Origin of the sequence: Bacillus sp. NPDC060175 (genome assembly GCF_042728695.1) — a bacterium.
Lineage (GTDB): Bacteria > Bacillota > Bacilli > Bacillales > Bacillaceae_G > Bacillus_A.
On record NZ_JBHWYR010000069.1, the window covers coordinates 1 to 24,297 of the forward strand.

At 35.5% G+C, this 24,297-nt stretch carries 26 protein-coding genes and 3 pseudogenes; 5 read left to right on the plus strand and 24 right to left on the minus strand.

Features of this window, described 5'->3' with window-relative positions:
* A pseudogene (locus ACFWDE_RS24480) lies at positions 1-103 on the minus strand (winged helix-turn-helix transcriptional regulator); the annotation flags it as partial.
* A gap of 446 nt (positions 104-549) precedes the next feature.
* Between ACFWDE_RS24480 and ACFWDE_RS24485 the strand changes: the two are divergent.
* Positions 550-1,560: an aldo/keto reductase gene (locus tag ACFWDE_RS24485; protein ID WP_377895270.1), complete on the plus strand. Its 1,011-nt coding sequence runs from the start codon at positions 550-552 to the stop codon at positions 1,558-1,560.
* Between the two features lie 77 nt (positions 1,561-1,637).
* A complete protein-coding gene (locus ACFWDE_RS24490; protein ID WP_377895271.1) occupies positions 1,638-2,054 on the plus strand; it encodes an SRPBCC family protein in 417 nt (138 codons plus the stop codon).
* 243 nt (positions 2,055-2,297) lie between these two features.
* On the opposite strand, the gene ACFWDE_RS24495 is transcribed toward ACFWDE_RS24490, so the two are convergent.
* The 3 genes from ACFWDE_RS24495 to ACFWDE_RS24505 are packed head-to-tail and all read right to left on the minus strand — an operon-like array spanning position 2,298 to position 4,602.
* Complete coding sequence (locus tag ACFWDE_RS24495; protein WP_002146528.1) at positions 2,298-3,122, minus strand: MBL fold metallo-hydrolase; 825 nt, start codon at positions 3,120-3,122, stop codon at positions 2,298-2,300.
* A 29-nt stretch (positions 3,123-3,151) separates the two neighbouring features.
* Positions 3,152-3,709 carry a DUF7010 family protein gene (locus tag ACFWDE_RS24500; RefSeq protein WP_377895274.1) on the minus strand — a complete coding sequence of 186 codons (558 nt, stop codon included), beginning with the start codon at positions 3,707-3,709 and terminating at the stop codon, positions 3,152-3,154.
* 26 nt (positions 3,710-3,735) lie between these two features.
* A complete protein-coding gene (locus tag ACFWDE_RS24505) occupies positions 3,736-4,602 on the minus strand; it encodes an aminoglycoside phosphotransferase family protein (RefSeq protein ID WP_377895276.1) in 867 nt (288 codons plus the stop codon).
* Positions 4,603-4,790: 188 nt separating this feature from the next.
* Here ACFWDE_RS24505 and ACFWDE_RS24510 point away from each other — a divergent pair, with 188 nt between their 5' ends.
* Positions 4,791-5,000, plus strand: a complete 210-nt coding sequence (locus tag ACFWDE_RS24510) for a hypothetical protein (RefSeq protein WP_002084353.1) — start codon at positions 4,791-4,793, stop codon at positions 4,998-5,000.
* A 35-nt stretch (positions 5,001-5,035) separates the two neighbouring features.
* Here ACFWDE_RS24510 and ACFWDE_RS24515 read toward each other — a convergent pair whose 3' ends face one another.
* From ACFWDE_RS24515 to ACFWDE_RS24540, 6 genes are all read right to left on the minus strand, one after another.
* Complete coding sequence (locus ACFWDE_RS24515) at positions 5,036-5,935, minus strand: PhzF family phenazine biosynthesis isomerase (RefSeq protein WP_377895277.1); 900 nt, start codon at positions 5,933-5,935, stop codon at positions 5,036-5,038.
* 75 nt (positions 5,936-6,010) lie between these two features.
* Entirely contained in the window at positions 6,011-6,715 is a 705-nt protein-coding gene (locus ACFWDE_RS24520; protein WP_377895279.1) for an SDR family oxidoreductase, read from the minus strand.
* Positions 6,712-7,275: a GNAT family N-acetyltransferase gene (locus ACFWDE_RS24525; RefSeq protein WP_002146519.1), complete on the minus strand. Its 564-nt coding sequence runs from the start codon at positions 7,273-7,275 to the stop codon at positions 6,712-6,714. Before ACFWDE_RS24525 ends, ACFWDE_RS24520 begins: the two co-directional genes overlap by 4 nt.
* Before the next feature lie 183 nt (positions 7,276-7,458).
* Positions 7,459-8,007, minus strand: a complete 549-nt coding sequence (locus ACFWDE_RS24530) for a GNAT family N-acetyltransferase (RefSeq protein ID WP_377895282.1) — start codon at positions 8,005-8,007, stop codon at positions 7,459-7,461.
* A gap of 166 nt (positions 8,008-8,173) precedes the next feature.
* Positions 8,174-9,676 carry a class I adenylate-forming enzyme family protein gene (locus tag ACFWDE_RS24535; RefSeq protein WP_377895285.1) on the minus strand — a complete coding sequence of 501 codons (1,503 nt, stop codon included), beginning with the start codon at positions 9,674-9,676 and terminating at the stop codon, positions 8,174-8,176.
* Positions 9,677-9,811: 135 nt separating this feature from the next.
* A complete protein-coding gene (locus ACFWDE_RS24540) occupies positions 9,812-10,345 on the minus strand; it encodes an NAD(P)H-dependent oxidoreductase (RefSeq protein WP_377895287.1) in 534 nt (177 codons plus the stop codon).
* Positions 10,346-10,469: 124 nt separating this feature from the next.
* Between ACFWDE_RS24540 and ACFWDE_RS24545 the strand changes: the two genes are divergently transcribed.
* Complete coding sequence (locus ACFWDE_RS24545; protein ID WP_071747510.1) at positions 10,470-10,793, plus strand: winged helix-turn-helix transcriptional regulator; 324 nt, start codon at positions 10,470-10,472, stop codon at positions 10,791-10,793.
* A 261-nt stretch (positions 10,794-11,054) separates the two neighbouring features.
* Here ACFWDE_RS24545 and ACFWDE_RS24550 read toward each other — a convergent pair whose 3' ends face one another.
* The 7 genes and pseudogenes from ACFWDE_RS24550 to ACFWDE_RS24580 form a co-directional block, all read right to left on the minus strand.
* Positions 11,055-11,330, minus strand: a complete 276-nt coding sequence (locus ACFWDE_RS24550; RefSeq protein WP_002146515.1) for an ArsR/SmtB family transcription factor — start codon at positions 11,328-11,330, stop codon at positions 11,055-11,057.
* 296 nt (positions 11,331-11,626) lie between these two features.
* Positions 11,627-12,904, minus strand: a pseudogene (locus ACFWDE_RS24555) (anti-sigma factor domain-containing protein); the annotation flags it as partial.
* Positions 12,897-13,619 carry an RNA polymerase sigma factor SigI gene (gene sigI / locus ACFWDE_RS24560; protein ID WP_377895292.1) on the minus strand — a complete coding sequence of 241 codons (723 nt, stop codon included), beginning with the start codon at positions 13,617-13,619 and terminating at the stop codon, positions 12,897-12,899. The pseudogene ACFWDE_RS24555 and the gene sigI, both read right to left, overlap by 8 nt.
* A 175-nt stretch (positions 13,620-13,794) precedes the next feature.
* Positions 13,795-13,923, minus strand: a complete 129-nt coding sequence (locus tag ACFWDE_RS24565) for a hypothetical protein (protein WP_256416133.1) — start codon at positions 13,921-13,923, stop codon at positions 13,795-13,797.
* Between the two features lie 324 nt (positions 13,924-14,247).
* Positions 14,248-14,505 (minus strand): DUF3963 domain-containing protein, encoded by a 258-nt coding sequence (locus ACFWDE_RS24570; protein ID WP_215557248.1) that lies wholly within the window; start codon positions 14,503-14,505, stop codon positions 14,248-14,250.
* A 165-nt stretch (positions 14,506-14,670) separates the two neighbouring features.
* Positions 14,671-15,180: a phage tail protein gene (locus tag ACFWDE_RS24575; RefSeq protein ID WP_377895296.1), complete on the minus strand. Its 510-nt coding sequence runs from the start codon at positions 15,178-15,180 to the stop codon at positions 14,671-14,673.
* Positions 15,167-15,646, minus strand: coding sequence for a GyrI-like domain-containing protein (locus ACFWDE_RS24580; protein ID WP_377895299.1), 480 nt, complete (start codon positions 15,644-15,646; stop codon positions 15,167-15,169). Before ACFWDE_RS24580 ends, ACFWDE_RS24575 begins: the two co-directional genes overlap by 14 nt.
* Before the next feature lie 110 nt (positions 15,647-15,756).
* On the opposite strand from ACFWDE_RS24580, the gene ACFWDE_RS24585 reads away from it, so the two are divergent.
* Entirely contained in the window at positions 15,757-16,719 is a 963-nt protein-coding gene (locus tag ACFWDE_RS24585) for a helix-turn-helix transcriptional regulator (RefSeq protein ID WP_377895301.1), read from the plus strand.
* A gap of 291 nt (positions 16,720-17,010) precedes the next feature.
* On the opposite strand, the gene ACFWDE_RS24590 is transcribed toward ACFWDE_RS24585, so the two are convergent.
* From ACFWDE_RS24590 to hcp, 7 genes and pseudogenes are all read right to left on the minus strand, one after another.
* Positions 17,011-18,330, minus strand: coding sequence for an aromatic amino acid transport family protein (locus ACFWDE_RS24590; protein ID WP_377895304.1), 1,320 nt, complete (start codon positions 18,328-18,330; stop codon positions 17,011-17,013).
* 146 nt (positions 18,331-18,476) lie between these two features.
* A pseudogene (locus tag ACFWDE_RS24595) lies at positions 18,477-18,634 on the minus strand (L-serine ammonia-lyase, iron-sulfur-dependent, subunit alpha); the annotation flags it as partial.
* 857 nt (positions 18,635-19,491) lie between these two features.
* Entirely contained in the window at positions 19,492-20,241 is a 750-nt protein-coding gene (locus tag ACFWDE_RS24600; protein ID WP_377895306.1) for an ABC transporter permease, read from the minus strand.
* The gene (locus tag ACFWDE_RS24605) at positions 20,242-21,003 is read right to left on the minus strand and encodes an ABC transporter ATP-binding protein (RefSeq protein WP_377895309.1); all 762 of its coding nucleotides are present in this window, start codon (positions 21,001-21,003) and stop codon (positions 20,242-20,244) included.
* Positions 21,004-21,175: 172 nt separating this feature from the next.
* Complete coding sequence (locus ACFWDE_RS24610) at positions 21,176-21,517, minus strand: DUF1048 domain-containing protein (protein WP_377895311.1); 342 nt, start codon at positions 21,515-21,517, stop codon at positions 21,176-21,178.
* 75 nt (positions 21,518-21,592) lie between these two features.
* A complete protein-coding gene (locus ACFWDE_RS24615) occupies positions 21,593-21,913 on the minus strand; it encodes a PadR family transcriptional regulator (RefSeq protein WP_063262589.1) in 321 nt (106 codons plus the stop codon).
* A gap of 590 nt (positions 21,914-22,503) precedes the next feature.
* Complete coding sequence (gene hcp, locus ACFWDE_RS24620; RefSeq protein WP_377895313.1) at positions 22,504-23,790, minus strand: hydroxylamine reductase; 1,287 nt, start codon at positions 23,788-23,790, stop codon at positions 22,504-22,506.
* Between the last annotated feature and the right edge of the window lie 507 nt (positions 23,791-24,297).

A 24,297-nucleotide genomic window follows, 5' to 3' on the forward strand; every position in this document is an offset into this window, starting at 1 on the left:
AATTCGCACGTTCTCTTTTTGTCTTTCTTTAAATGAGAAAGGATAACTACTTTCCACCGATAACTTTCAAAGTTACCTCCACAGGAATATTGTATGTCTTCATATAAAGATCTCCTTTAATAATTTTATAAGGCAATTAAGCTAAAACATTTAAATATTACTTTTAAGTATCTATAGCACCTTAAAGTACGTACTTTTTATTGTGTTAAACATGTTTCATAATAGCATACGTGAACAGTAGATGAGTAATACGGCACTAAAAAGTACCTGTATTACTTTTTAGTATCTATATCACTTTAAAGTACGTACTTTTCATTATGTAAAATACATTTCATAATAGCATTTGTAAAAGTTGAGTAAGTAATTCAGTAGTAGAAATTACCTTTGTTACCTTTTAGGTACCCATCGTACTTTAAAGTGCTTACTTTTTTAACTGTTTCAATACTTTTATAATGCATTTTGTCAGGCGATGAAATGACATGTATTGATTTTCACATCCATTCACAATGATTAATTAATTTTTAAATACATTTTAGGAGGATATCTTTAATGAGTAATTTACTAAAAGAAAAAATTGGTTTTGGTACAGCACCACTAGGAAATATGTACCGTAATATCCCAGAAGAAGAAGCAATCGCTACAGTGGATGCTGCTTGGGAGAATGGCGTTCGTTACTTTGATACAGCTCCACTTTATGGATCTGGATTAGCCGAGATTCGTCTTGGTGAAGCACTTTCGAAAAGAAATCGTGATGATTACTTTTTAAGTACGAAAGTAGGTCGAACTATTTCGGATGAACTGGAAGATCCATCTGCACGTGATTTAGGTGAAAAAGGCGGACTTTTCGAATTTGGTCGTAAAAATAAAATGATCAATGACTATAGCGCAGATGCAACACTTCGTTCTATCGAGCAAAGTTTGAAACGTTTAAAAACAGATCGTCTAGACTTTGTTTTCATTCATGATTTAGCACAAGACTTTTATGGCGACGAGTGGATTTCACAATTTGAAACGGCTCGTACAGGAGCATTCCGTGCGCTAACACGTTTACGTGAAGAAGGAGTCATTAAAGGTTGGGGACTTGGAGTAAACAAAGTAGAATCAATTGAACTTATGCTTGATTTGGAAGAAGCGAAGCCAAATATATCCTTGTTAGCTGGTCGTTATTCACTATTAGACCACGAGCTTGCCTTGCAACGAGTAATGCCTGCAGCTGTAAAGCATAATATGGATATTGTTGTTGGTGGCCCATATAGCTCAGGTATTCTTGCTGGAGGTGCTCACTTCGAATATCAAAAGGCATCACCAGAAATTATTGCAAAAGTTGAGAAAATCAAAGCTCTTGCAGATCGTCACGAAATCAGCATCAAGGCTGCTGCATTACAATTTTCACTAGCTAACCCAGCAGTTGCTGCCGTTGTTCCTGGTGCAAGTAAACCTGAACGAATTGTAGAAGACCAAACTGCATTAAACACAGTAATTCCAGCAGCATTCTGGGAAGAAATGCGCGAACAAAAACTAGTAGCACCTAATGCACCACTACCAATCAACGTAAAATAAAATGAAACCTTAATCAGTGGGGTCATCCCACTGATTATTTCCCTGTAAATAGCAGGATAAAAAGGAGCGTAATAAATATGGCACATACTACTACATCTATGACAGTTTTTGCTTCACCTGAACAAGTATGGCAATTAATCGGAGGTTTTAACTCCCTTCCAGACTGGTTACCTTATATACCTAGCAGCAAAGTAACTGAAGGTGGACGCGTACGTCATCTAGCTAATCCAGATGGTGATACGATTATAGAGCGCTTAGAAGTATTCAATGATAAGGAACGCTACTACACGTATTCAATAATGAATGCACCATTCCCAGTCACTAATTATCTATCTACAATCCAGGTTAAAGAAGGTACTGAAAGTAACACATCGTTAGTAGAGTGGTCTGGTACTTTCACTCCTGTAGGGGTTAGTGATGAAGAGGCAATTAATCTGTTTCATGGCATCTACAGCGATGGACTGAAAGCATTGCAACAAGCATTTTTAGATTGATCTACTAAAAAACAATGAAAAGCAAAGCGATATCGCTTTGCTTTTTTCTATCCGCTCTTTTTTTGTACATGAAATTATATCGACGATTTTTCAAATATATCGATCACAACTCCAAATATATCAACGATTTTTTCAATATATCGACGTTTCGACAAAGGATATCGACTTACCGACAAATAACGACATCTCTGCATCATAAAAAAAGCAAAGCACCCAGTGCTTTGCCGCTTATAAAATCCCTTTTTACGTATGAAACAACTTTCCTTCTATCGCTTTCATATATCTTTCCGCAGAACGTTCAACTGCCTCATTTGCATTTTCTTTTACTACTCGGTGAAAAGCGTTATATAGGCGATTAAATTGTAACGGTTTCACTCGATTCGCCATTTCCTCAACTTTTCTCGCCGGTAATGGAATTAAGTTTGGATAGCTATACATGAAGCTTACCCACTGCTGATCCGCTACAACTTGAATGATATCACCTGTTAATAAAATACCTTTTCCATCATTTCCTTCTTCCCAATGTAATACAGAACCGCCACTAAAATGTCCTCCGAGACGATGCACTGTTACTCCATCTGCTAATTGTAAAGACTCGCCAGTCCAATAAATAATACGACTACTAGGACGCATTACCCACTCTTTATCGTCTTCGTGTATATAAATTGGTACATCGAATGTTTCTGCCCATTCTACTTGTGTTGAATAATAATGCGGATGAGATAATGCAATCGCATCTAATCCACCCCACTCTTTTATCTTCTCAATTGTCGTTTCATCTAAATAAGTAATGCAATCCCATAGCAAACGATATGACTCTGTTTTGACTACAAATGCCGTTTGACCGATCGCAAATTCTGGTTTTGTTGTAATACTATAAAGCCCATTTTCTTCTTCTATAATTTCATTTTTATATGTATCACTCGTTTGCAAGTTTTCTAAACTCGTCCAAGACTGCCCTTTCGGATTAATATATTGTCTCTCCTCATCACAAATAAGACAACTTACCGGTTCTTCCACACTCGCTGCATACTGAACGCCACACGTTGTACAAACGAAATTATTCATAGTTATTCTCCTCTTCCTTTAATTTTTTATTAAGCTGATATTTGTTGATAGTTTTCTGCTTTTTTATTTTCAATTGATAAGCTTATAAGAGTAACAAAATAGACAAATGTAACCGCCATAGGAATTACAATAAATCCTTTTTCTGCAAAAAGAATCCCACATACTGACGTTACTAATACAGTTCCTACTGATAAAAAACCATAACTTTTACTTTCATAAATCCATACATATGGTAAAAAATGAACACCTATTAACATCGCTACTACAAAAGGTAACCACTCCGGAAATTGAAAATATGCAAGTAATACAAACGGAATATTCAATACATTTATCCCACCAATTACTCCAGCTAAAGTCCCTAGCGGATTTCCTTTCGCAAACATGTCAATTTTTAATATAGCAGCTATCATTAAGCCGAAAGGAAACACACAGCCCATACCAATTAAATATACCCACACAACTTGCTTTTCTAAAAGAAGAACACCAGTTATGCTCGCTACAATCCAAAATAAAAGACCAGCTATTATAACAGGAAATCCCTTCTTCGTTTTTTGTGCTAAATCTCTTTTTGCTTCTGAAATGTTCATTTCTATATCTCCCCCAAATATAAGTGCTATAATGTCGTCTTATTTTCGTTATCGAACATAATCTCATTCATCCAATAACGCCAAGCTACTAAGTAATCTTCTAAATCTTTTGGGTGGTGTCTTAAGCATGTATCAATACGCAAATATAAACCTATTACTATTTCTTCATATAAATCTCGGTCCCTTTTACGAAATGCACATTGTTTCATCACATACTGAATGGTTTCTTTCGTTAAATCTTCTGGTGTTGAACAGAACGCGTAAATTAAATCGTATATAGGATCTCCTAAGACTGGTAAAGGATCTATCACACCGGTTAACTTATTCTTTTGAAATATAAAATTATGGAATCCAAGATCACCATGTAATAAAAACGGCCTATCCATTCCAGTACCTCTTTGTGGACTATTTACAAGTGTAAGAACAAGCTGATGTTCTTCCTCACTTATGTACTGCCTCAAATTCCCACGAACTTCCATTACATTTGCTAATAAAAATTCTGTCCAAGATTGAACCGGACTATCTTTCCATCCCCATCCATCTATATCTGAAACTACTTCATACTTATTAATAGCTTCTTTTACAAGTGTAATAAGCGTACTTCGTTTATGTCCTTGTTCGCACGAAGTACTACCTTCAAGGAAAGAATACACAACATATGTATGTAAAGGTTCTTTATACAAAAGCTTTGAAAATAACGCATTCCCCTCATAAAAAGAAAGAAAATTAGCTTCTTCACGTATTACTTTCGCTTCATTTGATTTCACAACATATCTTCCATCCAACAAATATACAGTACTTGTCGTTCCTCCGCTCAACACTTTCATGCTATTTGGATAATGTGAAATAACTTTCTCCTTAACTAGTTGTGCAGCGATTATTGAAATTTCCATTTCTCTCACCTTCCATTCCGAATATTATCTAAATTCAAAAGGCAACTTTACTATCATTTGACAAACCAATAGGGAATCCCTTCCAAAATCTTAATATAACAAAAATTCATTTCCTTTTTCATTTCCTTTTATATTTCAAAAATAAGGAAATACTATATAACGACGTTACATACATATAGGAGGACAATATGAAACCTGAATTTTTAAAAGCTATACATGAAGCGATTGGAAATGTTGAACACATTCATATAGAAGAAAGTGGTGCTGATAGTTTACTTATTCATCATGATGATGCACAGCAATTAAAACAAGTTGCTGAAACGTTAGAAAACAATAATTTCCGCTCTGCTATTAGAACAGCTGGGGATGCTTCGTATATTGAAGTGTTGAACAGGTAAAAAGAAGTCCCGGTTATATACTGGGCTTCATTCTTTTATATTGAAATTTCAAACTCTTTTACATACACCGCTGTTCCAGCAATATCAATTTGTAACTTCTCAGTTTCTACATCTTTCGTTACATAAACCGTTACACGACCATCTTTATTTATTTCCTGTCCTTGCTCAACGATTAACTCCAGTTCATGGTCAAAATCTTTCTCCAAATACGTCGCATAATACGCTCCCATTACACCTGAAGCAGTTCCTGTCACTGGATCTTCTATTGTTCCAGAATAAGGTGATGAGAAATGACGACCGTGCATTTTTGCTTCTGCATCATATGTTTCCAAGCAAAGTGGATGGATCGCAACCTTTGGCATTTCTTTTAGCACCGATGGAAATTCATCATTATTAGGTTTCATTCTTTCACATGCATCAATTTTTTTAATAGGTACAATTAAAGTCCAAATACCAGTACTTCCATATACAATCGGTAAATTTCCATCTAAATCATTCACTTCAAGACCAATACTGTGAGCTAATGCCTCTTTGGAACCTGCAAAACTTTGAAACTTAGGTATTGCTTGTCTCATTTTAATAAAAGTTTCCCCATTTTCATTCGCACCTATATGTATTGGTAAAACTCCCGCCTTCGTTTCAATCGTTAACTTATGTTTCCCTCCCAATATTCCTCTTTCATGAAGTGCATATATTGACCCTACTGTCGCATGACCACATAAATCATTTTCATGACCAGGTGTAAAATAGCGAATTCTTATATCTGCTACTTCTGAAGAAAGAACAAAAGCTGTTTCGTTAAATCCAACCTTTTCAGCAATGAGTTGCATTTCCTCTTCCCCTAATCCATCTGCTTCTAATACAATGCCTGCTGGATTTCCCATGTTCGGTTTATTACTAAATGCATCATAATGGACTACGTTTACTTTTTTCATTCTCATATCCCCTAATCCTCTTTTAAAATTTTTTTGAAGGTCCAAATATATTTTGAATGGTTGTAAGATCGTACATTACCACTCCAACTCCCCTAAATCCGGCTCAATAAACTTACCCGAAACATCCTCATTTGAATCCATTACCCAATCATATATATTTTGAGCTCCTTCAGTAGGAGTCATATTCGCATCAAAAGCACCAATGTCAGTCTTTAATTTTCCAGGGTGAATTGCGGTTACACGAATTCCTTTATCCGCAAACTCTTGTTGTAAACAGAGCGTTAACATATTTTGTGCAGCTTTTGCGATCCGGTATGAATATGAGAACTGCCCTTGTGGAAATTCTTTTTCGGCCATTTTATGTAAAGAGCCTAAACGAGATGATACGTTTATAATTCTCGGCTGATTTGATTTAGTTAAAGCTGAATACGTACCTTTTATTGCTCGAATAACACCTAAACAATGAACGTTAAATAGTTCCATTAACTCTTCTGAATTTGTACGTAAAATCTCAGTTTCCTTTCCAGTAATTCCAGCGTTATTAATAACTAGATCAATATGCTCTGTGTAATCTCCAATTTGCTTCTTAATTCGCTCAGTACTCTCATCATCTGTCAAGTCTGCTAATATAGGAAAACATCTCGAAGTAAAAACCTTATTCAATTGTCCTATCGCTTCCTTACTTCTAACTAGTGGATAAACTATATGTCCATTTTCATGAAATACCTTTACTAACTGTAATCCTAATCCTCGATTTCCACCTGTAATAAGTATCCTCATATATTCATCTCCTTATTTTTATAATAAACAAGAAAATCTGCCCACTTACCATTCCCCATAGAAAATGCCTCTCTCATACATTCAAATGAAAAACCAGCTCTTTCTGCAAGACGAACGGATGGCTCATTATCGACATGTATATGTAATTCAATTCTATGAAATTGAAGGCTATTAAAAAATAACGGCAGCACAGCTATTACACTTTCTACTCCGTATCCATTTTTCCAATATTGATTATGAATAGAGTAGCCCATCATCGCCCATTGATAATCCATACGTAAAATCTTTATAAGCTCTAGCTTTCCAATATTGGCGCCATCTTTTTTTCGGAATATGCCTAATACGTACATTTCATCTCGATGTGCCGCCTCATCAAACCCTCTTATCCATTCCGTGAACCATTCTTTCGTTGAAGACGACATGTCATGATAGCCATCATCGTATTTATATTGAGATGGTAACCTCTTATTGAATCCATCTAACCAACTTTCATAATCCTCTTTTTGAAATGGACGGATAATCAGCCTCTCTGTCTCTACTTGTAATAGTGGTAGCTTCATTACATCTCATCCTTCAAATTATTAATTGAATATTCTTTATTATCTTACACAAAATGCAAAATCTAGTAAATTATTATGTTTTTGATAAACAAGGGTCTGTTAAACTACAATGTTGATTTTTGAGAAATACAAAAAGGAAACCTTGTTCTGAAGGGTTTCCTTTTTGCCACTACACTACCAATCTTATCTGTAATTTAAAACGTTGTATTCTGTCTTTAATATTCCATAAACATCAACATCTTCATATGTATTTAATAAAAGTCTATTCTGTCTCAATGTGCCTTCTTTACGTAAACCCGACTTCTCTAACACCTTAATCGATGATCTATTTCTAGAAATAGCAGATGCCCAAATTTTATTTAGACCTAATTCGATAAAGCCAAAATGAATCATTCTGTTTACAGCCTCGGTTGCAAAACCCTTACCCCAATAATTCTTACCAATCCAATAACCAAGCTCACCTCTATTGTTGCCTTTGTCAATTCTTAGTGTAATTGTACCTACAATTTCTCTTGATTCTTTAGAAACAACTCCTAAAGGATATTCAATTCCTTGCCTTATAAGTTCTGGTTGCATATCAACCCAATCTTGCGCGAACTCCAATTTATATGGGTGTGGAAGCCCAAGAATATTGGCTAATTCCTTGTCATTAGCCAATTCTTTAATTCTAAACACATCATCATTGGTAAAAGGTTCTATACGTAAATGCTCAGTTTCTAATTTTATAGCCATATTTTCTCCCCCTTGTACTGAAATTAATTAGCTCCCTTTATTTTCAATATTACACCAAAAAAACACAAAAAGTTTAAAATATTAACAATATCAAATAACAGAACCATAAACAAAAAATCCAGTTATGCTTTATACATAACTGGATTCCTCATCATCTAATAGCTTTTTATTTTACAAGTACATCTTCTCTTAATTCCATCTTCAACACTTTCCCTAAAGCGTTTTTCGGTAACTCCTCCATGAATACCACTTCTGGTATTTTGTAACCTGCTAATTTATTCTTACAATGCTGAACAATACTTTCTTCTGTTAATGATGTTTCGATATCCTTCACAAGATAAGCTCTTGGAACCTCACCCCAAAAGTCATCTGGAATTCCAACTACTGCAACTTCTAGAACACCATATATTTCATGAATGACATCTTCTACTTGATCTGGATATACGTTGTCACCACCGCGTATGATAACGTCTTTATATCTTCCCATAATATGTAGGAATCCATCGTCATCTATCATACCTGCATCGCCCATGTTAAACCAATTATCTTTTACTACCCTCTTTGTCGCCTTTTCATTATTCCAATATCCTTTAAACATGTATGGACTTCTTACATGAATCTCTCCAACTTCATTTGTTGTTAGTTCATCCCCTGTTTCTGGATGAACAATTTTCAATTCTACATGCTTAAGTGTTTTCCCTACAGAAGACATTTTTTCTTTTCCCATATTTGGATGCCAAGAAGTTACTACCCAACCTTCTGTACTACCATACCCTTGCACCATATATATTCCTTTTTCCATATATTTTTGAATGAGCGTTTCTGGAACTTTTGTACCACCACTTTGCGCTACTTTAAAGGTCGAAATGTTACGCTCTTTTTTATTTAGTTCATCAAGCATATAACTATACACTGCTGGAAACGCAAGCATCGTAGTAATTTTCTCTTCTTCAATCTTATCCCAAATAAGAGTAGGATTTGAATCAGATAAGAAAATCATCGTTATGCCATGATAAATGCAATTTAAAATAGAAAGCACTCCACTCATATGAAACAATGGATGCACTGATAAAAAGCGTTCACCTGCTGGAATTTCTCTTTGCCCCGCAATCTCAGTAAAATAATGATGTAAGTTTTTATGACCAATTACGCATGCTTTTGCCTGTCCAGTCGTTCCTGAAGTAAATAAGTAAATCGCATCATCATCTTCATGAGCTTCTACGTTCGGCTCTGTAATTGGCTGTTCTTGCAATTTTAATTCAAATGAACCAAAGCCTTCTTCTGTCGTTTTAATTACATAAGGAATTTCTTTAACAGCATCAACCTTTAATAACACTTCACTAAATTCTTCATCAATAACTAATACTTTTAACTTTGCTTCTTTTACAATCGTTTCTAATTCATAAGCTGTAAGCTGATGATTTAGCGGAATAAATACCGCTCCAATTTTCAAACTTGCCATCATAATGCTTGGAAACGGATGATTATTTTTGCATAGTATTCCTATGCGATCCCCTCTTTGCACACCGTTATGTAACAAATAATGTGCAAGCTGGTTTACTCGTTCATTATATTGTTGAAACGAATACCTTTTCTCTCCCCCGACAAGCGCTTCCAAATTTGGTGATTGCATTGCTCTCTTTTGTAATAATTGTCGCATCGTTCTCAAGTAAAACTCCCCTTTATATATGTTAGGGTTTTTATTTTACCAAATTAACTATTAATTTACTAAAGATTACACTTAGTGAATATAAAACACATGAAAAAATAGCCATCTACTTAACAAGTAAATGGCTATTTTTCCTTATATATTAGAATACTCCTTGTTCATAACATATTTCACATATTCAGGTGCACTTTTTTCAATCTCTTCATCACTGATTTCATATTCTGCACCATATAAATAGAAGGAAGGAATAAACTCCATTCCCGTGTATAAGCTTGTAGCGTGAAATGGTTTCGTCAACTCAGCCATTGTGATCCCGCTATTTTCATAGTCTTTTTCTAATCCACCTATAGAAATAGCTACACCAAACTCTTTTCCCTGCACTTTATCCCCTTTAGATCCGTAAGCAAATCCATATGTTAATACATCATCGAACCATTTTTTTAATAATGGTGGTGAGCTATACCAGTAGAGCGGAAATTGAAATATATATCGGTCATGTTCTACTAACAGCTTTTGTTCCTCTTCAACATTAAACTCCCAATTCGGTGCCGCTTTATATAATTCATGCACCGTAATTTCATCTGAATAATTCTCAAGTTCTTCTACCCATCTTTTATTAATTCGAGACTTTTCAATATCAGGATGTGCTACAATTACAAGTGTTTTCATATATTTTCTTCCCCCTTATAAATAATTCAAACGCTTTAGTATTAGTATGAATGAGTCACATATAATTGAAAAGTACGTACTTTAAAGTGCTATAGGAACCTTAAAGTACCTTTGGAGGTGTTATATGAATCAAAATGATGATTGCCCAATTGCAACAACACTCGAAGTAATCGGCGGAAAATGGAAAGTTCATATATTATGTATTTTGATGGATGGAAAAATGCGAACGAATGAAATAAAACGAGAAATTCCAAACATTACACAAAAGGTTCTTACACAACAACTTCGGCAACTTGAAGCTGATGGAATTATCCATCGTACTGTATATCAAGAAGTACCACCAAAGGTTGAGTATACAATAAGCGCACATGGAAAATCTTTAATGCAAATTATGGATGAACTATTTGAATGGGGAAAAGACCATCAAATAAAAAGATTAAATGACTAAAAGAACCCTATCAACTTTGTTACATCTTCTATGTCAAGAATTCTTCTGAAATTTTATAATAGGGGTATCGTCACATCACTATTAAGCTAACAAAAAATACCCCTAAAATGAAAAAAAGCTTATTTCTCAAAGGAATTAACTGTAGCTAAGGAAAATTACATATTCTTATAAATATAGCTCTTATGTAAAATTCTAAAAAATTATAGCCACAGAATTACTTTCCTATCCTCTTCTTAATTTTGAAGTCTAGGAAGTCAGCATTTAAACTAAACTTGCTAATATCGCTTTTGTACGATTGTCCGTTACCTCATAATAAATTTCTAATCCTTTTCGAGTACCAGTTACGATTTTAGCAGCTTTTAATTTGGATAGATGTTGACTAATTGTACTTTGAGGCATTTGTAAATCCCCATACATTGTTGTTACATTAGTAGGGCCTTTTGCAAGCATTATTTTTACTAAGGATAAACGGACAGGATGTGCCAATACCTTTAATACTTCAGCGATTTCTTCATACATTTCTTTTGTTTTTTTCATATTTTTTCTCCCCTTTTATATAAATATTAATGATATCCATATATATAATTCGAAAGGATATACGATTTTGTGTCCGTCATTTAAAAAATTTAAATAATAAGAATTTCTTTAGTTTGAAACTAGAGAGATTTATTAACATGAAACGAATTCCCATCTTCAATATTCTATGGATTCTTCTTTTCATTCCCTTGATGTTATGTGGCAGGAATGTCTTTGTCCTCATTTTTAGGCCCGTTATTTTCGTTTATATTACCTTTATTTCCTTGTTTTTATCCCCCATCGTTGTTTTCTTGCTAGTGTCCATTATTTCCTTGCTGAGATCCTCTACCGTTGTTTTCTTGTTGGTGTCCATTATTTCCTTGCTGAGACCCTCTACCGTTGTTTTCTTGCTGATGTCCATTATTTCCTTGCTGAGACCCTCTACCGTTGTTTTCTTGCTGATGTCCATTATTTCCTTGCTGAGATCCTCTACCGTTGTTTTCTTGTTGGTGTCCATTATTTCCTTGCTGAGATCCTCTACCGTTGTTTTCTTGTTGGTGTCCATTATTTCCTTGCTGAGATCCTCTACCGTTGTTTTCTTGCTCACGTCCATTATTTCCTTGCTGAGATCCTCTACCGTTGTTTTCTTGCTGATGTCCATTATTTCCTTGCTGAGATCCTCTACCGTTGTTTTCTTGCTGATTTCCATTATTTCCTTGCTGAGATCCTCTACCGTTGTTTTCTTGTTGGTGTCCATTATTTCCTTTTATTTGCTTCGGTTGCTGTTCCTTGGATTGCTTTTGTTCTATATGCTCCTGCTTCTCGTATCTTTCTTCTTTTACAGGAGACGAATCCGATGATACTTCAGGAGATGACTTTGGTTGCGAATGTATCTCCTCATCGCGCTCCTCTTGATTAGACGGCGGCGCAGGTGGAGTAAGCGATTTCTGCTTCTCATTCTCTTGCTTTATATAAACACCTGTGCCAACTCCTGCTTTATTAGCATTCTCCCGCATTTGCATCGTACTGCTTTGATATACGACTGTAACATATTTTGTCTCATACTCTTTCTTTAATTTTTGCATAGCCTTTTCCAACTGTGGTTCTAGCGACTTGTCCTTTGTAACAGCTGTTAGCATAACTTGCTTATCATTCGTTAAGTACTTATCCTCTTGACTGTGTTTTATAATAGTACGTATTACGTCTTGCAGGTCTTTATTTTCCCATCGCTTCATTTCTTTTAAAATACGCCTTCCATCATCATTACAAGCTCGTAAATCTATAACACGAAGATCCTTTGTTACGCTCACCTCTAAACTTGGATTTATATCCACTGAGACATAAGCAAATACTTTTTCTTCCGGTTGGTTGTAGAAAAACAGCAACACACATAGAAAACAAGTAACAAGTAATGATGCAGGCTTTAAGAAAGAAGGGATTGAAAAACGCGGTGCTCTTTGCTCTTGTTTGTTAAACGAGATTTCCTCTCCAATCATGTAAGAGTGTACTTTTCTTTTAAACGTAATAAACTCTCCATTTGGAGTTAAAACAACTACGCTATGTTTTTTTATATCCATCACAATTCCTTTATTCATCATGCTTCCCCCCTCTTATATAATCAAGAATATATGTATAGTTGTTTGCAAAGATAATACACATTGCAATAATGTATTTTCTATGCCGCTCTAATGTTTTACGACTTACCCTAACACACGGTTCAATATGTTTAAGCGGTAACTTTTTCTTTCGGAACAGCTCTTCCATCATTTTCTCGTCTTTTATAATAATCTTTACAATTTCTCTTAAGTGCTCACGCGTATCACGATGCTTAGGAGATTCCTTAGCAAGCTCTGAAAATGTGATTTTAAACTCAGCTAGCACACTTTGAAAATGAAGAATTTCCTCCTTACGGTTACTATTTTCCATCTCTTTCATATACTCCGTAAGCGATACTTGCATTTCTAATATTCCCTCTTGCTTATCTTCTTTTAAAAAGACAAGATTATGCTTAGACTCTTTGCGTATATAGTCAATTACATCTCTTTTTATAAGAAGATCAGCAAACGCTAGAAAAGATTTTCCTTTTTTATATGAATACTGTTCAATTGCCTCGTTAAACGCAAACAATCCAATGCTATATTCATCATCCTGTTCTGTAATATACCTGCGGCAGACAGACGAGATTGATTTTCTAATAAACGGCTGATACTGTACGATAAAAGCTTCCTTATCTCCTCCGTTGTTTTGTATGTTAAATACGATATCTTCTATTTTCGTTTGTTTTAAGATTTTCATTACTAAACTCAACACTAGTAATCTCCCTGCCTCCTTCTGCTTTAAATAGCAAAATGGTCACTAAATAAGTGACCATTCAAGCACATTTTCTTAGTACTTTTCTTTTGGCTTGTCTTCTTGCTGTTGCTCATATTTTTCGAGGCCAACTTTTTTTAGATGACTATTTTTTCCACTTACACTAAAGTGAAGTCTATATTTTGTACTGCTTTCTTGTTTTCTTTTGCAATACCACTTGTTCTTCTTGCTCTTTTTCTATTTTATCTGCAATCTTTGAATAACTCTTCTCTATATTTTTGGTAATTTTAGCTTTTTCTTTCATTTGCTTTCTTCTACTTATATATATTCGAAGGAATAAATAATTTTATGGGGGTCAAAAAATTTTTTTTTATGAAATAGATATTTATTTCAAAAATAAAAACCATCAATTTGAAAAAAGATTAATCAAACTGATGGTTTTCTTGTAATATTTTTATTAATCTTTTATAACTAAGTTGAATCATTTCAGCCTTTAATTGTTGTTATCCTTTTTTCTGTTGCTTCTACTACAAGCATGATACAAGATTTTATCGGCCACCAATCCACTAAAAACGTACAGTAGACCGGCTTTACTTTTGACATAATTCCGGTTCTCGGAAGTAAGGATTTAAAAGTAACCTATCCATAGTGATATTAAAGTTACTACTAACAAGGCAAGAAGAAATATGATATTTCGAATCCACTTTTGTATATCATCAAAATACCGTTCTACAAATGCAACGTTGATATAAAACATGAGAAATACAACAAAGAAGGTAAAGTTACCAAATTTATCGTTCAATTTTTCATTGGTAAATGTGCTTACATGAAGGAATAGTAAAGCAAAAGTTACTAAGAATAACTCAAATAGCCTTTTTTTGCTCACCCCGCCACTACCTTACAGTAATTTCCTTTTGTTTCATTTTATCAAAACGTAGCGTGTAGCAGACTATGAATATTATACTTATGTAAAAAAAGGCTAACAATTCAAGATTGTTAGCCCTCACCTTCCATAATCATGCCTTTTAAAATACAACAAACGACTGACCCTTCAACTTGCAATATATTCTCCCTTAATTACAAAAAACGAACCTCGAATTGTTCCAGCAAGTTTAGACTTCTGCCTAGCAAACTTAAATTTCTCTTCTAACTCCTTTGGTATCTCCATTCCCTCAGAAAGCTTAAATCCAACAGCCCGCTTCTTCGGATTATCCAATGTATACATGACGTTGATTGCAAGACCATCCTCATAGAAGACATAGCCAAATTTAATATTTTCCACTTGAAAACACGATGTTTCTAAAGGTTTAGCCGCAAACTCAATATCACGTTCTTCTTTCAAAATGCGGTTCACATAATCAAGAGTCTCTTTGCTTTCACTAGCTGGTACAACCGTAAATTCATGCTTGTATTTGTTCATAAAGTAACGTGCTTCATGAGCACGTAAACCAGCAAGCGCTTCTGCTATAGGTGAAGACTCTAAGCCAGATGTAGTGACATTTTTAAAATCAACGATATTGGACAATTCCATCTCTCCTTTAATCTCTTTACTTCCTAACAACTGGAATCCACATTTCACCAAATACTAAGCCGTTTCGCTGCCCCATCTCAACCGTTGTATTTGGCCCACCAACATAGGCAAAATCCTTTGCTTCTGGTAAAACTTGACCAAAGGCAATGCCAGTAAGCTTATTACTCATCTCCTCAGCCGTCTTACCTTCCCCTTGAACTACTAAGTATTCCCCCATAGGAAACTGGATAACTCTGGATTCTTCTTGTATTTGTGCCTCTGTCATAACACCAGCATAATACATCATTTTGTTATTCACCGCTTCGCTCACAGAAAAAATGTAATCATTTGTGGCTAAAGCTTTTAAAGTGTCAAGCCTTCCATCTTGTTTAACGGTCTCCCAAAAGTCTTCCTTTTCTTTATTTATTCCAGCAAAGTCTGTGTATTCGCTCTTAAGTTCCGTTCCAATACCTAACACGATAAAGCTATCTTTTTCTTCTAAAGTATAATTTTTCATATTCAAAACCTTCCTCTTTTTTAAATTAATCAAATGATTTATCTTTTCATCTGATGAGTTTATAATATCCTTAAATCATGTCAAAAAATGATACTGTTTAGGAGAGCAAAATGAAAAAAGTTGAACGAATTAATACGATCATGCGGTACATCAACAACCGCTCCCACTTTACAATTTCTGAAATCATACGAGAATTTAACATCTCACGCTCGACAGCTATTAGAGACATTAGAGAGATTGAAGCCATGGGGATGCCGCTCGTCGCTGAAGTTGGAAGAGATGGGGGATATTTTGTCATGCATAACTCTATCCTGCCCGTTGTTCGCTTTACTGATAACGAGGTCAAAGCTCTTTTTATTGCCTTTATGGCCACAAGAAATCAACAACTTCCCTATCTAAAGAGTCGTCAGTCTTTAGCTGAAAAACTACTAGGACTCATCTCAGAAATCCAGCAAGATGACCTTGTTCTTTTAAATCAAATCTTACTTTTTGAAGGGACTAACCCCCATAATCCCGACCTACTTGAGCTTTCTGACCTCCCCCATCCTATGTTAGAAAAACTCATCCAAATCCTTCTTTTGGATAGTCATTTATTGATTACCGTAAAAGAAGAGGAGGAAATTAATTCTTATCCAATTTATCTACTATACCTTTATCAAGAAAAAAGCCATTGGATAATTGAAGCCTTTGACATAAAAGAAGAAAAAAAGAAGATGCTCCCTGTCGATCATCTCATCAATGTCGAACCCTATACGACGAAAAAGAGATTAAGTAAGAAAAAGATTTTAGAAAAACTAAGTAAGAAGGACGAAGCAATCAACCTTGTACTTGAACTTGGTCCAAAAGCGATTGCCCAGTTCAAAAAATACCATCCTATAAAAATTTCTATTTCCTATACAAATCCTTACCAATCCACAGCCATTCTAAAGACTTTTATCAATGTTAACAATCTCGATGAATTAACAGAAATAACAAATTGGCTACTTTTCCTAGGTAAAGATATCAAAATCAAGGAAGTGCCTGAAGAAGTGTTAGAAGGTTTAAAAGAGAGATTATGTTTATACTGCCCATAAGCAGTGACCAGTTAAACCCAAAATAATATTGAGTTTGACTAGATGCCAGTTACTTCTATTCAAATACCTAGTAAAAACATTTTATTTACTACCGCTACTTTAAACGCTCTTCTAGTAATAACGTCAACACAAAAAAGACATGAACTAATCTTTGTTCATGTCTTTTTATATTAGAGTTTAACCCTCATTAAATTACTTGTTTAAAATTCGAATGTGGATTTATCTTATCCATAATCTCTTTCATGCTTTATTCATATCCACTATTTTAGCACTTGAACTAACAATAACGAATTAGAATAATGACTTAATACTTGCTAGGACAGTAAGTATACCTACAATAATGACAAATACATTGCTCATTTTCCCTCTGTATTTAGCTAATACCGGTACTTTACGAATCGCATACATCGGTAATAGACATAAGATAGCAGCAACTAACGGACCGCTAAGGGAATCAATGATTCCAAGAATACTTGGATTTGCATAAGCAACATACCAGCATGTTAATACGACAAAAGCAAGAATCATTGTCTTAACTGTTTTTTCTTCGATAGCTTTTCCGCGTGTTTTACCAAACTTGATAATTACGTCACGCATTACCTCATATGCCCCTATATAATGGCCAAGGAAAGACTTTGTAATAGCCACAAAAGCAATGATAGGAGCTGCAATAGTGATTACAGGCGAATTAAGCTCATTAGCAAGATATGAAAGGATCGATAAGTTCTGCTCTTTTGCCATTTTAAGATCCTCTGGAGTCAAACTCAATGTACTGCTCCAGACGAAGAACATAACAACCACGAATGTCATGATATAACAAACCTTTTGTATTTGTGCACATTTGGCATCAGTAGCTTCTATTCCATACGTAGCCCTCTGTTTCACAACGAATGATGAAATCATAGGTGAATGATTAAATGAGAATACGATGATTGGTAGTATCATCAATATCGTTCCAAAATATCCTGTTCCTGTTGAAGCAGTAGAAACACTTGAAAAACTAAGCATTGACGTATTCCACTGCGGGATCAAAGATATTGCGATAAAAAGTAAAGAAGCTATGAAAGGATACACTAGCATACTCATGATCTTTACAGTAATATCTTGACCAAAATTTAGTATAGCGATAAGACCAAGCACTAATACAAGCGATAAAATGGCCCTTGGAGGCTCCGGCATGTGCAATTGATGCACGATAAAACTACTTGCAGTATTTGTAAGCGCAACCGAATACATCAGTACGATTGTATAAATTGAGCCGAAATATACTATGTTAAAAATGATACTTGCCTTATTTCCGAAATACTCTCTAATTGTACCTGTAATCCCCTGATCAGCAGAACTAGAAGCGTATATCATTTTAGCAAGCGCCCTATGTGAGTAATACATAACTGGATATGCAAGCAATGTAATTAGCAGTAATGATAATAAGCCACCTGAACCTGCATTAATAGGTAGAAAGAGTACTCCTGCTCCAATTGCTGTTCCAAAAAGGCTCAATGCCCAGGTAGTATCTTGTTTATGCCACTTTTTAGGATCTAGATATTCCTCATTTTTCACTGCAGTATTTTCAGCTTGAAATTCTATTTTTTTTGCAGTATTCCCATTCATATAATAAATCCCCCTTGTATCCTATTCTTACGTCTCTTTTTAGGCTTAAGAATATAGACCATTCTTAAAAATGAACCGCTTACTTGATGCACCATATTGTAAACGATTCCACCTAAAGCTGTCTCTCTTAATGTGCGAGGCATTTATCCTCCAACCCTATACTTCGTCAGCATTGATGATATTGTGTACACCAGCTAGTACGATGTCCGCTGCTACTAAACTATTTTGAAGAAATTCCCCTTCTAGTCACACACCTTTCTGCAATTAATCGTTTCAGTCTGTCCAATTTTAAAATGTTTGATATTTTCTCCGTAGGTAATCGGTTACCTCTCGACGCCCTCATTATAACGTTTATATTTGCGAGTCTAATTTTTTTTTATTTTCAGAAAGACAGAATAAACAGAATTATGAATAGATAATAAATTACAATTGGTATATAGCAATTGTGTCTATTTTTTGAAGCTGTATTAGTTAGCAAAAAGGGGAAAATAATACAGATATCCTTTTTGTTAACACGTTGATTATATTGGGAACTCATTATAAAGATAGTTATATTCCCCTTTTCTGAAACATCTTATTTTAGACGTGGAAACTGTTATAATAAATAATCATTGTAGATATAAAGGAATAAATTAAGAAAACATAAAATCATCTAACTGAATAATTATAACTAATATCGAATCAACATGCATTTTTCAGAAAAAAGGAACTTCTCTCACTTAGTACCATCACACCTTCTATTATGTTTGACACGTTACGCCTGTTAAAAGAATAACACCACAAGTTTCCATTTACTATATGTAATATTTATTAAGTGTAGTTTTTTCTAAATATGCATAATTGCATATTTAGAAAAAGAGAGTATACTTTCGTATTGTGTAATAAAGATATAGCCCTCCTACGAAAATAGGTGGGCTTTTCATGTATAAAAATTGCATTTATTATATGGCAATTAGAATTGCGGTCAAAATATTATCTCTTCCCCTTTAACTCTCTCAGTCTGCTTTTTCTCAACGCCTGAGCCTACTTACGTACCAACTGCATAACCAGTAAGAATACTAACAATTATAGCAATAACTATGATTAATGTGATTTAAATCCATTTTCCCATATATATTATTCCAGAAGATTTAGTTGCCATAGTGCACCGAACTGGTGGTGTTACCCTAACTGACGTTTAAATGCTTTACCGGCGAAGAAGTAAGCGATAACCATAATGCCAATGCACCAAGCAAGTGCGATCCAAATATCGTTGCCAACAGTCCCTTCATATAAGAGGGCACGAATCGCATTCACGATTGAAGTCACAGGCTGGTTCTCAGCGAACGCACGAACAATTTTTGGCATGGTTTCGGTAGGAACAAAGGCCGAACTAATAAAGGGCAGAAAAATTAGCGGGTACGAGTAGGCTGTCGCCCCTTCCATAGACTTCGCTGTCAACCCAGGAATGATAGCCAGCCATGTCAGCGCCAGCGTAAACATCCCAAGTATTCCAGCTACCGCAAGCCAATCCAGAATATTAGCGCTGGAACGGAAGCCCATTAAGAGCGCAACAAGGATAACCACCACGATAGTAAGCACATTAGCAACAAGTGATGTTAATACGTGAGCCCATAATACCGACGAACGCTTGATGGGCATAGTAATGAAACGTGCCATCAGCCCACTCTTTACATCCGTAAACAACCGCACGGAAGTGTAAGCGACACCGGATGCGATAGCCATCAGCAAGATTCCCGGCAATAAATAATTGACGTAGTTATCCGTTCCTGTCTCTATGGCACCACCAAATACGTAGACAAACAACAGCAGCATCATAATCGGTGTAATCGCTACCGTAATAATCGTATCTGGACTACGCATAATGTTGCGCATTAAGCGCCCTAGTAATACCCCTGTTTTTCTCTTCATTTACATCTCCTCCTTTTTGCCGATGATCGCAAGGAAAATTTCTTCCAATGTCGGCTGTTTCTCGATATACTCCACTTTTGCTGGTGGGAACATTTCTTTAAGTTCAGTAAGAGTACCAGTCGTGATAATTTTTCCGCCATGCAAGATAGCGATACGGTCCGCCAATTGTTCTGCTTCCTCCAAGTACTGGGTTGTCAACAAGATAGTTGTGCCGCCGCCGGCAAGTTCCTTGACGGTATCCCACACTTCAATACGCGCTTCGGGATCAAGCCCTGTCGTCGGTTCATCGAGAAAAATGACTGCTGGCGTCCCGATCAAACTCATCGCGATATCAAGCCGGCGCTTCATCCCTCCCGAATACTGATCTGCCCTCTGGTTGGCTGCATCGATCAAGCTAAATCTTGCAAGCAAATTGTCAGCGACTTGAGCGGGACTAGAAACTCCACGCAACTTGGCGATCATTATCAAGTTTTCTCTCCCCGTGAGCATACCGTCTAAAGCTGCGAACTGCCCTGTCAGACTGATGCTTTGACGAACATGATCCGGTTGACGCTGAACGTCAAAACCGCAAATACCTACTTCGCCGCCATCTTGCTTCATCAGCGTCGAGAGGACATTGACCGTCGTCGTCTTGCCCGCTCCATTTGAGCCCAGCAGCGCGAAAATTTCGCCACGCTGCACTTCAAAATCTACCCCTTTTAACACTTCCTTATCTTTAAAGGATTTTTTTAACCCTTTTACAGAAATCGCTGCATTGGTCATACTTTTTTTCCTCCTTATTAAAAATGTTTTGCAAAGCTAGATTGCCTACACTCCTCTATTTAGTATCACTGATAATCTGTATTACTTAGTACCGGTTTGAAAATATAACTGAATAGCGATGGTGGCAATTCACATTTGTAACCAGCTAATCAGTCGGTATTACCTTTTGCATTTATTTTTTTCTCAATTGCTTCATGATACTCTCGTTCAAATCTTCACGATACTTGGAGACATACGTTTTAGCGTTTGCCACTAATTCGTCAGCAAAAGATGCCACGTCCTCCCCAGTGATTTCAAGCACTTGTCTGCCTTCCGCCGCACCAGCTTCAAACAAATCGATTAATTCATACTGAATGTGCAGCATATCCATCCCGTTGCCCGCTGAAAAATTCCACATGTAGTTTTGAATTTTCTTAAATACAAACTGGTAGTCCTCTGGCAGAGCCCCAACTCGTGCCACCATCATTTTGTACTCTTTTTTATCACCAATTAATTTTTTGAACATTTCTAACATTTTATTTTCCTCCTTTTTTATAAAGCAGAACAAGAAACCCTCAAAATATCGGCCGGAATATTTTATTTTATGAGGCTAGTTTGACTTCAAGACGTTAATTTTTGACGATACAAAATCCCATTTTTTCCAAAACAATTCAAGCTCCTGGCGGCCATCATCATTTAACGAATAAAACTTACGAGGCGGTCCCATATCTGACGGTTTCTTTTCAATATTCACAAGTTTTTTCTTCTCTAATCGCACAAGGATGGTATAGACCGTTCCTTCCACAACTTCAGTAAACCCAAGATCATTCAGGTGGCGGGTAATCTCATAGCCATAGGTTTCACGGCGGCTGATGATTTCCAGCACACAACCTTCCAACGAACCCTTCAGCATTTCAGTTAAATTTTCCATATTCTAATCCTCCTTTACCCCCTATTCTGTCTGACTTATATTCAGTATCACAGAGTACTAAGGCTAATTTTTACTGAATAGCTTTTGAAAAACCACACTATTCAGTATTACTTATTACAAGTACATTGTATGACTAAGTAGAGAAGAATGTCAACTGATTTTAAAATTTTTTCTAAAATCCGCTATTCCCTATTGTTTACTGAATATATTTTGAGCAGTCATACTATTTAGTATCACTTATTACAAGTACATTGTATGACTGAGTAGCAGGGAATGTCAACTGGATTTTAAAATTTTTTCCAAAATCAGCTATTCCCCATTGGATACAGCCTATTTTCTTTTTGAAGAAGTCTCGCCACATACTTATCAAGGTTAGAAAAGCGAATATCTCCAAACGAGAAAATGTGCATTTTCTCGTTTGGAGAGCGTTATAAAATTTTGAAGTTGATGGATGTGGCAAATTCCCTTTATTAATAAGAAGGATCAGTTTTATGTTCTTCTACTAACACACCTACGAATGTAATTCATGAGTTTGCGAATACATACAAATTCTTTATAAAGCCAACTCTACATATAGGATATCCTTTTTGTTACGATAACATCATATTCATATCTTCTGCTGCGGTTGTAATCAGTTTTAAACCAAATGTTTCTTGTAATACATCAAGCACACCAGGTGAAATAAATTCAGGTGCCTTTGGACCAATGCGAATATCTTGAATACCAAGACTAAATAGCCCAAGTAAAATGGCAACCGCTTTTTGTTCAAACCATGATAGGACAATACTAACTGGCAATTCATTCACTTCACATTGAAAAGCATCTGCTAAAGCGGCCGCTATTTTCACTGTAGAAATTGAATTATTACATTGTCCTAAGTCAATGTAACGTGGAATCTCCGTACCGGGTACAACACCATAACTTACATCATTAAAGCGGAATTTCCCACAAGAAGTTGTCAAAATAACCGTTTCTGGAGGAAGTGACGTTGCTAATTCACGATAGTATTCCCCGCCTTTTCCTGGTGCATCACAACCTGCGATAACAAAGAAACGCTTTATTTTCCCTTCCTTTACTGCCTCAATAATTTCTGGAGCTAACGATAATACGGTATTATGGTGAAACCCTGTTACTAACTGTTCATCCGACTCCATATGTACTTCTGGAAGTTCTAGCGCTTTTTGAATCAATGGTGCAAAATCATCATTTTCAATTTTTTGTACGCCCTCTAAGCCGGCAATATCATACGAAAAGAATCGATCAGAATATGATCCTTTAATTGGCATAACACAGTTCGTTGTAGCTAATATGGCACCGGTAAATTTTTCGAAAAGACGTCTTTGATCATACCATGCCTTACCAATGTTCCCTTTTAAATGTTTATATTTTTTAAGCCTTGGATATCCGTGCGCTGGTAGCATTTCAGAATGTGTATAAATATTGATTTCTTTTCCTTCTGTTTGCTTTAATAATTCCTCTAATGCAAATAAATTATGACCGGTAACTACAATTGCTTTACCTTCTACATGGTTTTGTGTAATTTGAACAGGCTCTGGAACACCAAAGTGATTCGTATGCGCCTCATCTAACAACTCCATTACTCGTAAAGCTGATTTCCCTACTTTCATAGCCATATCAATATGTTCTTGTTCATTAAAATTAGAATTTGTTAATGTCATGTACAGTGCTTCTTGCGTCGTAGCATCTACAAATGCATCAGTATACCCTAGCTGAGCAGCATGCGTACGATAAGCAGCAATTCCTTTTAATCCAAATACAATCGTATCTTGTAAACTTGCAATGGTTTCATTCTTACCACAAACACCCATCACTTTACATCCGCCTGTTGGCGTTTGTTCACATTGATAACAAAACATTATCATCCCACCCTCTCCCAATCATTGCTTACAACCTAAGCATAATACCCATTGAGGAAAAGGGATGTGATATCAATCACAATAATATATGAAAATTTGTGACAGTTCATATTGTTGACATAATATTTTTATTGACACTCTAAAATTTATACATAAGCATGTACACTTCTGTTGATGCTTCCAAATCGCTAAATAATTGCTTTAAAGAAAGTCTAACAATATATAAATAAAAATGAATCTTTTACTAGCTCATTGTACAAAACTAAGATTTCTTACTATATTTGGCGATAGAGCGTTTTGAATCTCTTGCGTAAATAATTTTGATTTATAAAATACAAAATTCCACATATAAATACGCTATTCTTTCTTATAATCCAATAGAAAGAATAGCGTATTTTATTAGTTGAGAATGTTTTAAGATTATTATGGGAACTCCCTTTATTTACAGTAGTTTTACACTACCTTAACATTGTTTACATTATTTATATGATATATTTATATAGAAAC